The 15,821-nt window shown below is 38.7% G+C and carries 13 protein-coding genes and 1 other annotated feature; of the genes, 12 read left to right on the top strand and 1 reads right to left on the bottom strand.

Translation table 11 applies throughout. From position 1 onward, the window contains the following. Positions 1-51: 51 nt before the first annotated feature. Positions 52-284 (bottom strand) — a binding site (T-box leader). 43 nt (positions 285-327) lie between these two features. Further along, on the bottom strand, positions 328-711 hold the full coding sequence (locus TV75_RS05855) for a DUF3899 domain-containing protein (RefSeq protein ID WP_044337690.1): 384 nt from the start codon (positions 709-711) through the stop codon (positions 328-330). Between the two features lie 509 nt (positions 712-1,220). Here TV75_RS05855 and TV75_RS05850 point away from each other — a divergent pair. The 12 genes from TV75_RS05850 to pepF all read left to right on the top strand — a co-directional run bounded on the left by TV75_RS05850 (position 1,221) and on the right by pepF (position 15,813). Continuing rightward, entirely contained in the window at positions 1,221-2,876 is a 1,656-nt protein-coding gene (locus TV75_RS05850) for a peptide ABC transporter substrate-binding protein (protein ID WP_044337689.1), read from the top strand. 170 nt (positions 2,877-3,046) lie between these two features. Continuing rightward, positions 3,047-3,976 carry an oligopeptide ABC transporter permease gene (gene opp3b, locus TV75_RS05845; protein ID WP_044337688.1) on the top strand — a complete coding sequence of 310 codons (930 nt, stop codon included), beginning with the start codon at positions 3,047-3,049 and terminating at the stop codon, positions 3,974-3,976. Next, the gene (opp3C, locus tag TV75_RS05840) at positions 3,976-5,001 is read left to right on the top strand and encodes an oligopeptide ABC transporter permease (RefSeq protein ID WP_044337687.1); all 1,026 of its coding nucleotides are present in this window, start codon (positions 3,976-3,978) and stop codon (positions 4,999-5,001) included. The genes opp3b and opp3C overlap by 1 nt, the downstream gene beginning before the upstream one ends. 19 nt (positions 5,002-5,020) lie before the next feature. After that, positions 5,021-6,091, top strand: coding sequence for an ABC transporter ATP-binding protein (locus TV75_RS05835; protein WP_044337686.1), 1,071 nt, complete (start codon positions 5,021-5,023; stop codon positions 6,089-6,091). After that, positions 6,091-7,026 carry an ABC transporter ATP-binding protein gene (locus TV75_RS05830; protein WP_044337685.1) on the top strand — a complete coding sequence of 312 codons (936 nt, stop codon included), beginning with the start codon at positions 6,091-6,093 and terminating at the stop codon, positions 7,024-7,026. The genes TV75_RS05835 and TV75_RS05830 overlap by 1 nt, the downstream gene beginning before the upstream one ends. A 277-nt stretch (positions 7,027-7,303) precedes the next feature. Continuing rightward, positions 7,304-8,455, top strand: coding sequence for a putative glycoside hydrolase (locus tag TV75_RS05825; protein WP_044338034.1), 1,152 nt, complete (start codon positions 7,304-7,306; stop codon positions 8,453-8,455). A gap of 292 nt (positions 8,456-8,747) precedes the next feature. After that, positions 8,748-9,320 (top strand): GNAT family N-acetyltransferase, encoded by a 573-nt coding sequence (locus TV75_RS05820; protein WP_044337684.1) that lies wholly within the window; start codon positions 8,748-8,750, stop codon positions 9,318-9,320. Positions 9,321-9,619: 299 nt separating this feature from the next. Then, positions 9,620-10,015 (top strand): transcriptional regulator SpxA, encoded by a 396-nt coding sequence (spxA, locus tag TV75_RS05815; RefSeq protein WP_032089161.1) that lies wholly within the window; start codon positions 9,620-9,622, stop codon positions 10,013-10,015. A gap of 356 nt (positions 10,016-10,371) precedes the next feature. Next, entirely contained in the window at positions 10,372-11,043 is a 672-nt protein-coding gene (gene mecA / locus TV75_RS05810; RefSeq protein WP_044337683.1) for an adaptor protein MecA, read from the top strand. A 75-nt stretch (positions 11,044-11,118) separates the two neighbouring features. Then, complete coding sequence (gene cls / locus TV75_RS05805; protein WP_044337682.1) at positions 11,119-12,624, top strand: cardiolipin synthase; 1,506 nt, start codon at positions 11,119-11,121, stop codon at positions 12,622-12,624. 89 nt (positions 12,625-12,713) lie between these two features. Beyond that, positions 12,714-13,901: a competence protein CoiA gene (locus tag TV75_RS05800; RefSeq protein ID WP_044337681.1), complete on the top strand. Its 1,188-nt coding sequence runs from the start codon at positions 12,714-12,716 to the stop codon at positions 13,899-13,901. Positions 13,902-13,989: 88 nt separating this feature from the next. Further along, positions 13,990-15,813, top strand: coding sequence for an oligoendopeptidase F (pepF, locus tag TV75_RS05795; protein ID WP_044337680.1), 1,824 nt, complete (start codon positions 13,990-13,992; stop codon positions 15,811-15,813). Positions 15,814-15,821: the final 8 nt, after the last annotated feature.

Below are 15,821 nucleotides of genomic sequence, written 5' to 3'. Positions count from 1 at the left end.
CTAACTTCCTCCTCTGAATAAACAAAATAAAAACCCATCCGGCCTAATAAAGATAGGGACGAATGGGATCATTTCCGCGGTGCCACCCTAAGTACTCAAATGAGTCAGCTTAGTCCATGAGAACATGGAACCTCTTTAACGTGAGGTTGATCCGTTATATGCTACTCAATTTCACAAATAAAGCTCAGAAGTCCATTCCCTTTCCAATGAATACTTGTTCTCACCAACCACAAGCTCTCTATCATTCAAAGCTGAAAGGTACTACTCTTCATCGACGCTTATACTCTCATTCATATACATTTATTATATAAAATAAAGTTTCGTAATTCAAGTATACAGGAGATAAGACAAGGCGATGGACAATACGAGCGAAAAAGTACCGACTATAAGAAATGATTTCGTAATGGAATATGAGCGCTTGTGGCCATATTCTTCATGAGCATCCTTTGTTTCATCCAAATCATCGAACTGAGAGATGTATTTTCCTTGTTTCGTACTTTTCCTGAATCTCTTAAGGGCATATACGATCCCGTTGAAAAATCCCTTTTGAATAATATAGAGGAGGGCCCCTATGACAGCATAGGTAATTCCGATGATGAACAAACTGTCTATAATAGAAAGAAGCAGGTTTTTGCCCTGTAGAATAGCAGCCCCAAAGGCGATGATGAAAAACAGCAGTGTAAGAATGTAGAAAAAATTAATTCGTTTCATAGGACTCCTTAAATTGTTTTTTATAAAAGTATACATGATGGATAAAGTAGAATTCAATCATCGTTCATATATATTCAGATCAGCGTGCAATGCACGGAAAAAGTGAACAGAAATCCACATAAACCGTATACACTAGAAACACCTGCTGGTTTACAATTCCTGTGAACGAATAAAGTATATATTCTATTATTTATATTTAGTCTGGGAATCTTATATTTATAATAGAAATAGGGGGAAGTGGATGAAAAATCCTGCAGAAAACATTTGAGGTTGCCATATTTGAAATTTACATTTGTAACAATTGTAATGGGACAAACTCTCTAAAATAAACAGATTAAAGCCTTATGTATCAAGGTTTTAATAACAATATACCTATTAATCTGATAATTTCGCAAAAAAACTGTTAAATTCATATTGCAATAATTTCTCTATCATGTATAATAAGTAACAAATCTTCTGAAAATTAGAAGATAAATAAATATGAGATTTACGAGGAGGTCAATTTCAAGATGAAGAAAAAGTTTTCATTCTTGCTAGTTCTTCTTCTGGCTCTAAGTACTTTCTTGGCTGCATGTGGCGGCGACAAGAAAACTGAGGGCAATGAAGGAGCATCTGGTGAAGGCGGCGAGTCTGCTGAAAAGAAAGAACAGGTACTTAACTTACTTGAGAGTTCTGAGATCCCATCAATGGACTCTACTCTAGCAACTGACGCTGTATCATTCAAAGTAATGAACAACGTATTTGAAGGTCTTTACCGTTTAGGTGAAAATGATGAAGCTGTACTTGGTATGGCTGCAGAAGAACCACAAATCAGTGAAGATGGTAAAACATACACGTTCAAACTTCGTGATGCTAAATGGTCAAACGGAGATGCAGTTACTGCTAACGACTTCGTTTACGCTTGGCAAAAAGCTTTAAACCCTGATACTGGTGCAGAGTATGCGTACATCATGTACGATATCAAAAACGCTGCTAAAGTTAATGCTGGTGAAGTTCCAGTTGAAGAATTAGGTGTTAAAGCGGTTGATGAGAAAACTCTAGAAGTTCAGCTTGAAACAGCTGTTCCATATTTCAAAGCTTTACTTTCTTTCGCAACTTTCTATCCTCAAAACCAAAAGTTTGTTGAAGAAAAAGGCGATAAATTCGGTCTTGAAGCTGACACTGCAGTTTATAACGGTCCATTCACACTTTCTGAGTGGAAGCATGAGCAAAGCTTCAAATTAACTAAAAATGACAGCTACTGGGATGCAGAAACTGTTAAGTTAAAAGAAGTAAACTTTAACATTGTTAAAGATACTGCTACTGGAGTTAACTTATACGAAACAGAAAAAGCGGATATCGCTGGTCTTTCAGCTGAATTTGTTGACAAATACAAATCAGATGAAAACTTCAAAACAAAGGCTGATACAGCTGTATTCTTCCTTCGTTTAAACCAAGGTAATGAAGTTATGGCAAACGTAAATGCACGTAAAGCAGTAGATGCTGCATACGACAAGCAAGGTATGGTAGACGTTCTTCTTAACAACGGTTCTATCCCTGCATATTTCTTAGTACCAAAAGATTTCGTTTCAGGTCCAGACGGTGCTGAGTACCGTGAAGCTGTAGGTGATTTTGGTGGTTACGATCCTGAAAAAGCTGCAGAACACTGGGCTAAAGCAAAAGAAGAGTTAGGTAAAGATTCTATTGAATTAGAACTACTAAACTATGACTCTGACAGCTCTAAGAAAATCGGTGAGTTCTTAAAAGAACAACTTGAGCAAAACCTTGAAGGATTAACTGTTAACATTAAGGCGCAACCATTCAAGCAAAAACTTGAATTAGAATCTAAAGGTCAATATGACTTCTCATTCGCTGGATGGGGTCCTGATTATCCAGATCCGATGACATTTGTTGACATGTTCGTTACTGACGGTGCTCATAACCAAATGGGTTATTCTAATCCTGAATATGACAAGTTAATCGAACAAGCTAAAGGTGAACTTCTTGCTGATGAAGAAGCTCGCTGGCAAGCAATGGTTGACGCTGAAAAGATCCTTTTCGAAGATCAAGCGATCAGCCCAATGTACCAACGTGGAACTGCTTTCTTAGAGCGTCCATATGTTAAAGGTCTGTTACGTCACTCATTTGGTGCAGATGCATCATACAAATGGGCTTACATTGAGTAATCACTAGCTCGATGAACAAACCTACAGAGGAGAGTGTATGCGTAAGCATACGCTCTCCTTTTCCAGTGAATGTCGAAAATTATCAAAAAAGTAAAAATACATTGAATATTTGTCGAAAATCGATATAATTAAAATGTAGAAAAAAAAAGATAAAAAAGGGGGGCTAAAGAATGGTCAGATATACAATTCAACGTATCGTCTATATGATCATCACTTTGCTTATCATTGCAACCGCCACTTTCTTTCTGATGAAGCTCCTACCTGGATCTCCACTACAAAACACAGAAAGGCTGACTCCGGAACAACAACAAATCATCCTGGATAAATACGGTCTAAATGACCCGCTGCCAGAACAATATGTGAATTATATGGTTGGGTTGGCAAAAGGGGATTTAGGGTTGTCCTTCCAATATGACAATCGTCCAGTAACACAAATTGTTGGAGATCGTATTGGTCCTTCCGCACTTCTTGGATTCCAAGCTATGGTATTAGGTACATTCTTAGGGCTACTTATTGGAATTATTGCAGCAATTAAACATAACACCTGGATTGATTATGGGTCAACGTTCCTTGCTGTAATTGGAATATCGATTCCTTCCTTCGTATTTGCCGGTCTTCTGCAATATTACGTTGGGGTTAAACTTGAATGGCTGCCCGTGGCACTATGGGGAGAATACAAACATACGATTCTTCCAACCTTGGCACTTACAGTATTCGTAGTAGCGACCATTGCTCGTTTTATGCGTACTGAAATGCTGGAAATATTAAACTCCGATTATATTTTACTAGCAAAAGCAAAGGGGATTTCTAAAACGGCAACAGTTGTAAAGCATGCTGTTAGAAATGCATTGATCCCCATTGTAACGATTTTAGGTCCAATGACAGTTGGGGTTATGACAGGATCACTTGTAGTTGAACGAATTTTCGCAGTCCCTGGTTTAGGGGAACAATTCGTACTATCGATCAATACAAATGATTACACCGTTATTATGGGTATTACCCTGTTCTTCAGCGCATTATTCATTGGAGTTATCTTCTTGGTAGATATTCTTTACGGAATCATTGATCCGCGTATTCGCTTAGCTGGAGGGAAGAAATAATGGAAGCAAATAAAAAGAAACTAGATCAACTTAGTCCAGACCTCTTCCAACCTCAAAAGGCTAGGGGAGATGAGTCAGAAAAAATTTCGCGTCCAAGCCTTAATTTCTGGCAAGATTCTTGGATTCGTTTACGTAAGAATAAGGGTGCAATTGCGGGGATTATCATCACTGCAATCATTATTTTCTTTGCTCTTTTTGGTCCGATGATGAACGAATACAAGTTTAGCGATCAAAATATCCGGCATGCAAAGCTGCCACCAAAAATTGAAGCGCTTTCAGGGATTAGCTGGTTACCGTTTGACGGGAAAGATGCAGATGGATTTGATGTATATGAAGCAAGACAAATCAAAGAAAACTATTGGTTTGGTACTGATGACTTAGGTCGTGATCTTTGGACCCGTACTTGGAATGGTACTCGTGTATCTCTCTACATTGGGATATTAGCAGCCATTATCGATTTCATAATTGGTATCTCTTATGGCGGGATTTCTGCTTATTACGGTGGGAAAGTCGACGATATTATGCAACGTATCATTGAAATCCTTGTCGGGATTCCAAACTTAATTGTGGTAATTCTCTTTATCCTGATCTTTGAGCCGGGTATATTCTCCATAACCATGGCCATGGTTATAACCGGTTGGACCGGTATGGCCCGTATCGTCCGTGGACAGGTACTTCAATTAAAGAACCAGGAATTTGTTCTTGCTTCACGTACACTTGGGGCTTCAAGCAACCGTTTAATTTTTAAACACTTGCTTCCAAACGTAATGGGACCTGTTATCATCACTACAATGTTCACAGTTCCTGCTGCGATTTACACAGAAGCATTCTTAAGCTTTATCGGATTGGGGATTGCTCCACCAAGAGCATCTCTGGGATCATTGGTTAATGAAGGATATAGATCTATCCAGTCATTCCCGCACATGATGCTGGTACCATCAGCTGTCATCTCGTTGGTCATCTTAAGCTTCAACTTAATGGCGGATGGACTGCGTGATGCACTAGATCCGAAAATGCGTAAGTAATGGAAGGGAGCTTATGAATATGTCAAAAATTTTAGAAGTTAACAATCTACACGTCTCCTTCAATACGCATGGAGGAGAAGTTAAAGCTGTCCGTGGTGTGGATTTTCATTTAGATAAAGGTGAAACATTAGCGATCGTTGGTGAATCTGGTTCAGGGAAATCAGTTACTACGAAAGCTCTAATGAGATTGATTCCAAATCCTCCAGGCTTTATTAAAGGTGGAGAAATGATATTTGAGGGTAAAGATTTAGCAAAATTACCCGAAAAGGATATGCAAAAAATTCGTGGAAAAGACATATCTATGATTTTCCAAGATCCGATGACGTCTCTGAATCCAACAATGACGATTGGTAAGCAAATCATGGAACCGTTGGTGAAACACCAGAATATGAGTAAAAATGATGCGAAAAAACGGGCCATCGAGTTACTTAAATTAGTAGGCCTTCCTAGTCCGGAAACACGATTTAAGCAATATCCTCACCAGTTTTCCGGTGGTCAGCGTCAGCGTGTCGTCATCGCGATCGCTCTGGCCTGTAATCCAAAGATCTTGATTGCAGATGAGCCAACGACAGCATTGGACGTAACGATTCAGGCACAGATTCTTGAGCTGATGAAAGATCTTCAGAATAAAATTGATACATCCATCATTTTTATCACTCATGATCTTGGTGTTGTCGCAAATGTGGCGGACCGTGTTGCGGTGATGTATGGTGGTCAAATTGTAGAAACAGGTACAGTGGATGAAATCTTCTATGATCCACGTCACCCTTATACATGGGGACTGATCGGTTCAATGCCTACGACAGAAACTGAAGGTGAACAGGAATTAGTAGCTATCCCGGGAACTCCACCGGATCTATTAAATCCACCTAAAGGAGATGCTTTTGCGCTTCGCAGCGAATATGCATTAAAAGTGGATTTTGAACAAGAGCCGCCATATTACCAGGTTTCTGATACTCACTTTGTGAAGTCCTGGTTATTGCATCCGAGTGCTCCAAAAGTTGAGCCGCCTGAAATCGTTAAATTAAGACAAAGACAAATGCCATCTAATTACAAAGAGCCGGTACTTGTTGAGGGGGTTCGTTCATAATGGCAGAAAAGTTATTAGAAATTAAGAATTTAAAGCAGTACTTTAACCCAGGTAAGCCGAATATGGTTAAAGCAGTCGATGATATCAGCTTTGATATATATAAAGGGGAAACCCTTGGTCTCGTAGGAGAATCGGGGTGTGGTAAATCTACGACTGGTCGTACGATTATTAGGTTGTATAATGCCACAGATGGTCAAGTTTTATTTAATGGTGAAGACGTACATGGTAAAAAGTCACGTTCCCAATTGAAGAAATTCAACCGTAAGATGCAAATGATCTTCCAGGATCCATATGCCAGTTTGAATCCTCGCATGAAGGTAGCTGATATCATTGCTGAAGGCATAGACATTCATGGATTGGCATCTTCTAAAGAAGAACGTTTGAAAAAAGTTCATGATTTACTTGAAACAGTCGGTTTAAATAAAGAGCACGCAGGTCGCTACCCACATGAATTCTCAGGTGGTCAAAGACAGCGTATCGGGATTGCCCGTGCCCTTGCGGTAGATCCTGACTTCATCATTGCCGATGAGCCAATTTCAGCTCTTGATGTTTCGATCCAGGCACAGGTTGTTAACCTGATGCAGGAGCTTCAAAAAGAGAAGGGTTTAACGTACTTATTTATCGCCCATGATCTTTCCATGGTAAAATACATCAGTGACCGTATCGGGGTTATGTACTTTGGTAAATTAGTCGAATTGGCACCAAGTGATGCCCTTTATAAAAATCCGCTTCACCCTTATACTCAGTCACTTTTATCAGCGATCCCACTACCGGATCCTGAGTATGAGCGCACACGCAGAAGAAAAGAATATAATCCTTCTGTTCACAACTATACAGAGGAAGATAATCTTGAAATGCGTGAAGTGGCCCCTGGACACTTCGTATATTGCTCAGACAAAGAGTTTGCGCAATATAAAGCTCAGTACAAAAACTAAAACATTCATAATAGCTCCCTTTAATGAGGGGAGCTTTTTTTTATGAAGGGCTTTTCATAGTACTTCATCATTTTTACATGAAAATCATACTATTTAATGAAGATATTTAATTTCCTTGGAAATTTCGACAGTTTAGGAGTAATACCCCTTTTCTTTCAAGTTATTTCCTTGTTAGAATAGTATATGGTGTTACATATTTTACTAGATAGCTTATTTAATAGAGGAGAGGTTTATTTTGAAATGGAGTAAGGTAGCGACATCCTTATGTTTAGTCACAATGTGCTTATTACCGTTCCAAACAGCGAGTGCTGAAGGAGACGGGCCGGCAGACCACGAGAAGAGAAGTCTTTCTTTAAGTAAGAAGGAAATAGCAAGTCCCGCGCCAAGATTTGCATATGATTCCGGCTTTAAATTTGAATACCCTGATGCGGTTAGAGGAGTTTATGTTACTGGTCACTCTGCAGGTGGAGCGAGATTTGAAAGCCTAACGAAACTTATGGATGATACGGATTTAAACGCCATGGTTATTGATATTAAAGATGATCACGGTTATGTTACATACGAACCCGAAGAATCTTCTCCATATGCTAAAGTAGGTCAACCATACATCAAAGATCCTAAAGCAATCTTAAAGGTACTTGAAGAAAAACAGATTTACCCGATTGCCAGAGTCGTTGTATTTAAAGATACGATATTAGCGAACGATAAACCGGAATTATCCTTTAAAGATGGAGGTCAGGTATGGAAAAACGGCAGAGGAGAATCCTTTGTGAATCCATTTCTGAAAGAAGTATGGGACTATAATGTAGGGATAGCGATCGAAGCCGCGAAGATGGGATTCCAGGAGATACAATTTGATTATGTTCGTTTTCCTGAAGGTTTTGAGAAGCGTGATGATGAGCTGCAGTACGACGGCGGAGAATATGCGAGTAATAATACCGATAACGTCCAGAAACGTGTGAATGCTGTTACGGATTTTGTAGAGTATGCCCGTGAAAAGCTTAAGCCCTATGGCGTAAAGGTTTCTGTCGATATTTTCGGTTATACGGCAACACTGCCTGAGGCACCGGGTATCGGGCAGAATTTCTCGAAAATATCCGAGAATGTTGATGTGATTTCTTCCATGATTTATCCGAGTCATTGGACTCCATACTTCGGAATCGCCAAGCCTGATTTACAACCTTATGAATTGGTTTCTGAGTATGCGAAGCTTGAAAATTCTAAATTAGCGGAATTGGAAAACCCGCCTATCTCAAGACCATGGCTACAGGACTTCACCGCTTCCTGGTTAGGCAGTGGAAATTATAAAGCCTACGGGAAGGCAGAGGTTGAAGCACAAATTAAAGCATTGAATGATCAAGGTATTAAAGAATTCCTTTTATGGGATGCAGGTAATACGTATACTGAAGGTGTAGACTACACACCATAAGCCTAATGCCTGCCCTGTCATTTACAGGGCAGGCATTTCTGTTTTCATTGGTATCATATATGAATTAAGCTTTTCGATTTGAAAAAATGCTCATCTATTGTTATTATTAATTTATTGGAAAGATTAACCGCTTTCAACCACATTACCCTCTTCATAGGCGTTCCTGCCTTTGATTCCGTACTTTTAATCCCACGGATAAGACTAACATCTAACATAAACATTTTTTTTCTGTGAAAAATAATTGTATTCCGTTAGTCAATGTCACCCAAAATTCTTTTAAAGGAGTAGATCCATGCACTGGTATGAAAAGTTAAATCAGTATTTCCCTGTAGAGGAAATGAAATCAAAAGAACATCTTGAGTCATTACTTAAAGAAAGAAGTGATATCTATCATAAAGATGAGGGACCGCACCACGTACTTATGTATGCCGAACTTGATGACTTTATCTTTATTGATTATCTTTTTGTCTCAAAGGATGCCAGGGGTCAAGGTTTAGGTCATAAATTACTTGAGAAATTAAAAGGGAAAAATAAAGCTATCATTTTAGAGGTAGAGCCCGTTGACTATGATGACAGCGATACGGAGAAGCGCTTGAAGTTTTACAAGCGTGAAGGCTTCGAGCATGCCGTTAGTATAGGATATGCCCGTCGTTCTCTCGCTACAAATGAAATTAATGAAATGGAAATCCTTTATTGGGCTCCAGATCAAGAATCAGAAGACCTGATCTTCAACTCTATGAAGAAAACATATGAATTAATCCATACTTATAATGATAAGAAGTTTTATGGTGCGTCATACCAGCCGGTTGAAGAAGTCTTGAAGAAAGATGAAGATCGTGATGGAGATGTACTGAAAAATCTCTAAATGTAGAAGAACCTTATTGTCTATTCGCAATAAGGTTTTCTAAATGAAAATATGGAAATGTTCTCAATCATGTTTATTGGCTTTTTGAACCGGGTAAAGCGTTAATAGTAAGAGATCATATGACGTATGTAAAACCTATGTATAGGAAATTTGACAAATTAGTTAAAACTATGTTCAAGGAACAGTAATTCATGTATAATACATAATAGAGATTTCTTATTTAAACTAATTTTAATTAACAGCTATTGTTTAAATAAAATACTCTATATAAAAAATTCTTAAGGGAGTGTGAATGATTCGTGGTTACATTATTCACTTCACCTAGTTGTACATCTTGTCGTAAGGCAAAAGCTTGGTTAGAAGAGCATGAGATTCCATATACAGAGCGTAACGTATTTTCTGAGCCATTAAGCATTGATGAAATCAAGGAAATTCTTCGAATGACTGAGGATGGAACAGACGAAATTATTTCGACCCGATCTAAGACATTCCAAAAGCTTAATGTAGATTTAGAAACTTTACCACTTCAAGAATTGTTCGAGCTTATCCAGAAAAATCCTGGTCTTTTAAGACGTCCAATCATATTGGATGAGAAACGTCTTCAGGTAGGTTATAATGAAGATGAAATCAGACGATTCCTTCCAAGGAAAGTTCGTACGTTCCAACTTCTAGAAGCTCAAAGAATGGTAAACTAAAGTATTATTTCATTCTCAAGCATTATGTATGTATGAGAATATATAAGTAAAAGGGGCTGACCCTTTAAGGAACGTTGCGTATCCTTTGGGGTCAACCCCTTTTATATTAGATTAAGTATTAACACTTGAATTTTCTGCAAATATTCGCTAAAATGTCAAAAACGCGTTAAATAGTGTGATTTGTGAAGAAAAAAATGGGTGTTATTTTTATTCCATTTTCAGTGTTTATATCATAAAATAGAAGTACAAGGTACAAACTAACCTAAATGTATCTTCTATCTTCACCAGCAATCGGGCTTAAGGCTCAGAGGGTGTAGTCCCTTCACTAACATCATGCAAGAAGGGAGAGGTGTTAAATGGAAATCGAACGCATTAATGAAAATACCGTCAAATTCTATATTTCCTATGGGGATATAGAGGATCGCGGCTTTGACCGCGAGGAAATCTGGTATAATCGCGAAAGAAGTGAAGAACTCTTCTGGGAAATGATGGATGAGGTTCATCAAGAAGAAGATTTCGGAATAGAAGGACCGCTATGGATTCAAGTTCAAGCGTTAGATAAAGGGCTTGAAGTATTAGTTACAAGAGCTCAGGTTTCAAAGGATGGCCAGCGATTTGAGTTACCTATCCCAGAGGATAAACTCAAGGAACTTCCTGTAGATGAACGCATTGAGGAGCTTTTGGATCAGCATTTCCAAATCAAGCAGGATCAAGATGGAGAAGCAGAAGTAGCACTGGATTTCACATTGAAATTCAATGATTTTGAAGATGCCATTTCTCTGTCCCATCGGATGAAGGATATGCCATTGGATCACCTGGAGACAAAGCTGCTAGCATTCGAAAATAAATATTTTATTTACGTTAAATTTTCCGAAGAGCACTTCACGGAAGAAGATATCGACAATATGTTAAGTATACTGCTTGAATATGCGGATGAGTCACGAATGACCGTTCATCGCCTTGAAGAGTATGGAAAAGTTGTCATAAATGAACATGTGTTTGAGACATTGAGTGGACACTTTTCGTAAGGATAATACCGGTTTCATTTAGAAATCGGTATTTTTTTATTTAGCATCATTAAGCCAGTGGAAGGTGTTAGAAGTATGAAAAATACAGTGAGAGTCCTCCTATTTATTGCTGTTCTGGTGTTAAGTTATATTTTATATTTTGATCAGTACCTCTCTGGTATGGTAAAGTATATTAGTTTGATTTTTACATTCTCGGTTATTGTCATCGGATTTCTTATCTTCTTTGAGAATCGCCATCCCACTCAAACATTAACATGGTTAGTCGTATTGGGTGCTTTCCCGATACTTGGCTTTATCTTTTATTTATTGTTTGGCCGTAACTACAGGAAAGAGAGGATGTATCAGAAGAAGTACATATTGGACAAGGAAACCTATAATAAATATGAACCTGGTCCCAAAGAAATGAACGCTGATATGTTTGGTATGTTTCAGGAAAAGCACATACAGCTTGCCCAGCGAATAGGGAATAGTGCCATTTCTTTTTCAAGTGAAACCAAACTTTTAACCAATGGCACTGAGACATTCGGGGAAATCCTGAAGTGGTTAAAAACTGCGAAGCATCACATTCATATGGAGTATTATATTGTCCGCCATGATGACATTGGAAATCAGATCAAGGATATTCTCATTGAACGGGCGAATAATGGTGTGAAAATCCGCTTCCTTTATGATGCGGTCGGGGCATGGCAGTTATCAAAGGACTATATTGTTGAATTAAAAGATGCAGGGATTGAAGTGGTTCCGTTTGGACCCGTGAAAATTCCTGTTCTTAATAATAAGTTCAACTTTAGAAATCACCGTAAGATTATCGTTATTGATGGAAGTATTGGCTTTGTTGGTGGACTTAATATTGGAGATGAGTATTTAGGTAAGAATCCTCAGTTTGGTTTTTGGCGGGATACTCATCTATTTGTAAGGGGAGAAGCCGTCCGAACGCTGCAGCTCATCTTTCTTCAAGATTGGTATTATATGACGAACGACGATTTCTTAACACCAGGGTATTTAAGCCCGGACCCATTGGAAAATACGAACGATGGTGGAGTTCAAATGATTGCAGGAGGACCGGATAATGAATTGAGCGTCCTGAAAAATATTTTCTTCTCAATGATCACTTCAGCAAGAAAAAGCGTATGGGTTGCATCACCTTATTTCATACCGGATGAAGATATTTTCTCAGCTCTGAAGATCGCTGCCTTAAGTGGTGTGGATGTAAGACTATTGGTGCCGCATAAACCTGATAAACGAATAGTGTTTCACGCTTCAAGGTCTTATTTTCCCGATCTTCTTGAAGCAGGAGCCCGAATTTTCGAATATCAAAAGGGCTTTATGCATAGTAAAATTGTCATTGTAGATGAAGAAATGGCATCGATTGGTACTTCAAATATGGATATGAGAAGTTTTCATTTAAATTTTGAAGTCAATGCATTTCTTTATAAAACAGAAAGCACGAATTCACTTGTGAAAGAATATTTACATGATTTAGAGGATGCAGAAGAACTACAGTTGGAAGAGTTTCAAAAAAGACATCTTGGCTATCGCTTACTGGAATCCACTTCCCGCTTAATGTCACCTCTTTTATAAGAAGAAGCCTTCAAGTGATAGATAACTTGAAGGTTTTTTTTGCAGGAATTTCCCGTTTTTTGGCGAATGATTGTAGGAGGAGGTGTTCTATGTTAACAGCAGTATTTCAAGAGAAGGTGTTGTCGACCATTCACTATTCAAGAGAGGAATTAATAAGTCTGCGAAAAAAGAGTCTTCCATTCCTCTGTCCCCATTGCTTATCCCCATTGACCCTGCGAATCGGAAATCAGAAGATTCCTCATTTTGCTCATCACCCACAGTCTCATTGTAAGATAGGTAAGCAGCATGAGTCACCCCGACATCTACTCAGCAAGCAACTTTTATATGATAGATTAAAATTGCACTTTAAAGAGGTTAAGGTTGAGCATTATATTAAAAATCTTCAGCAAGTCGCTGATGTATATGTAAAAACGGAATTGAAAAAAATAGCCGTTGAAATCCAATGTTCTACCATTCCCATTTCCGATATCATCTCCAGAACGCAAGGTTATCAAAGGGAAGACATCACTCCCCTATGGATACTCACCCAGCCAGTAAAGAAAAAAGGAAACCTGCAACTGCCTTCCTTTCAGCAAGCATTTATCCGGTACTCACCTCAATTACACTACTTTCTTCTCCATTTTTCTCCTGAAGAAAGAAGCTTTCAATTATTTACCCATCTCATTCCTGTTTCAGCATCAGCGTTTATTAGTGCCGCCCCAGTCAGGGTCCCTATTGAGGAATTCACTCTTCCATTGTCCATTCCGCATACTATAGTCAATTTTCCATACCTATTAAAAAATTGGAAACAATTTCGAATGAAGTGGATCTATAATAAACTTCATTATAGTAGAGCAAAAGATGATTTATTTTTACGGGAAGTTTATCAGGAAGGGGATACTTTTTTATATTTGCCTTTGTTCGTTGGCATCCCGGTATTACCTCATGGACTACAATTTAAGAATCATGCTGTCGAATGGCAATATTATATATGGAAGGATTGCATGAAGAAGGAACTCTTTTTTTCAGAGGAAAGAGTGGTTGAGGTGATAAAAAAAAGAATAGATAGAGGATATTTAAAGCTTCGTCCGCTTCCTTTAGCAGGGGTGGGGGAGATACTCATAGAAATAGCAAAAAGTTACTTGACCCTACTAGAAGATATGCAGGTGGTTAATAGGTTGAAGAATGGTGATTTTCAGCTATCGGTGCCGTGGATGTGTCCAGACAATTTCTCTGGTTTCGAACGGCATCAGCATGATTTTTTTCCTAAATGGAAGCATATATTAAAAAAGGTCTAATAAAGATTGTTTTGTTGCAGGAAAATCTTAGATAAGAGAGAATGTAACTATAAGGAATTTTCTGTAGATTTCAGAATGGAGGATGTATATGTCAAAAGATACAGCTGCGAAAAGTCTGCCTGGTAGAAAAGAGGTAGAAGAAAAGTTAACGTGGAGATTGGAAGATATATTTGAAAATGATGAAGCGTGGGAAAAAGAATATAAAGAGATAAAAGAATTGACCGGCAAAGCAGACGAGTTCAAAGGAACTTTAGGGGAGAGTGCGGATCAGTTATATAAAGCATTTGCCTTTCAGGATGAAATTATGGAACGTATGGGTAAGGTGTATACATATTCTCATATGCGCTATGATCAGGATACAACGAATTCGTACTATCAGGGTCTCGATGACCGTGCCAAAAGTCTTTATACACAATTAGGAAGTAAATTTGCATATTTAGTGCCCGAAGTGCTATCAATTGAGGAAAGTAAGCTGCAAGGGTTTCTAGACGAAAAAGAAGAGCTGAAGAAATACAAGCATGCTTTAGAGGAAATTAACCTACAGCGCCCACATGTTCTCTCAGCAGAGGAAGAAGCGCTGCTTGCTCAGGCTTCTGAGGTGTTCAGTGCTGCGAGCAATACGTTTGGTATGCTGAACAATGCTGACCTGGAGTTTCCGAGCATTAAAGATGAAAACGGAGAAGAAGTTGACATCACACATGGCCGTTTCATTCGTTTTCTGGAAAGCAGTGATCGTCGTGTACGGGAAGAAGCGTTCAAGAAAGTATATGAAACATACGGGAAATTTGAAAATACCTTTGCCTCTACATTAAGTGGAGCAGTGAAGAAAGACAATTTTGTGGCAAACGTAAGACATTATGATTCAGCAAGACATGCGGCATTATCCAATAACAATATTCCTGAACAGGTGTATGACAACCTTGTCGATACGGTCAATAAAAACCTTCACTTGCTGCAGCGGTATGTGAAGCTTCGTAAGAAAGTATTAGGTTTGGATGAAGTTCATATGTATGACTTATATACGCCTCTTGTGAAAGAAGTAAAGATGGATATAAGCTATGATGAAGCACAGGATATGATCCTTGATGGCTTAAAGCCTCTGGGTGATGAATATGCCAATGTCCTGAAAGAAGGCTTTGATAATCGTTGGGTGGACGTAGTCGAGAACAAAGGAAAGAGAAGCGGGGCATACTCCTCAGGAGCATATGGAACAAATCCGTATATCCTTATGAACTGGCAGGATAATGTCAACAATCTATTTACCCTGGCTCATGAGTTCGGTCATAGTGTGCACAGCTATTATACGCGTAAAGCCCAGCCTTACACGTATGGTCATTACTCCATCTTTGTTGCTGAAGTGGCCTCTACGTGTAACGAAGCGCTATTGAATGATTTTCTATTAAACACAATTGATGATGAGAAAAAGCGACTGTACCTCCTGAATCATTATTTAGAAGGATTCCGAGGGACCGTTTTCCGTCAAACCATGTTTGCAGAGTTTGAACATCTCATTCATAAGAAAGCACAGGAAGGAGAAGCCCTTACATCTGAATTCTTGACGAAAGAATATTATGAATTGAATAAGAAATATTTCGGGGAAGATATTTCGATCGATGAAGAGATTGGATTGGAATGGGCTCGAATACCCCACTTCTACTACAATTACTATGTTTATCAATATGCGACCGGATTCTCTGCAGCGACAGCTCTCAGTCAGCAAATTCTTGAAGAAGGGGAGCCGGCGGTGGAACGCTACATCGACTTCCTGAAAGCTGGAAGCTCTGACTACCCGATTGAAGTGCTGAAAAAAGCAGGGGTGGACATGACAACCTCCAAACCGGTAGAAGACGCGTGCAAGGTCTTTGAAGAAAAGCTGAATGAAATGGAAGAACTGCTGGAGAAACTTCAATAATTAGATTA

Origin of the sequence: Rossellomorea aquimaris (genome assembly GCF_000935355.1) — a bacterium.
Taxonomy (GTDB): domain Bacteria; phylum Bacillota; class Bacilli; order Bacillales; family Bacillaceae_B; genus Rossellomorea; species Rossellomorea aquimaris_B.
Note: the sequence above shows the minus strand (reverse complement) of the source record. Positions and strands in the feature narration are given on the sequence as shown.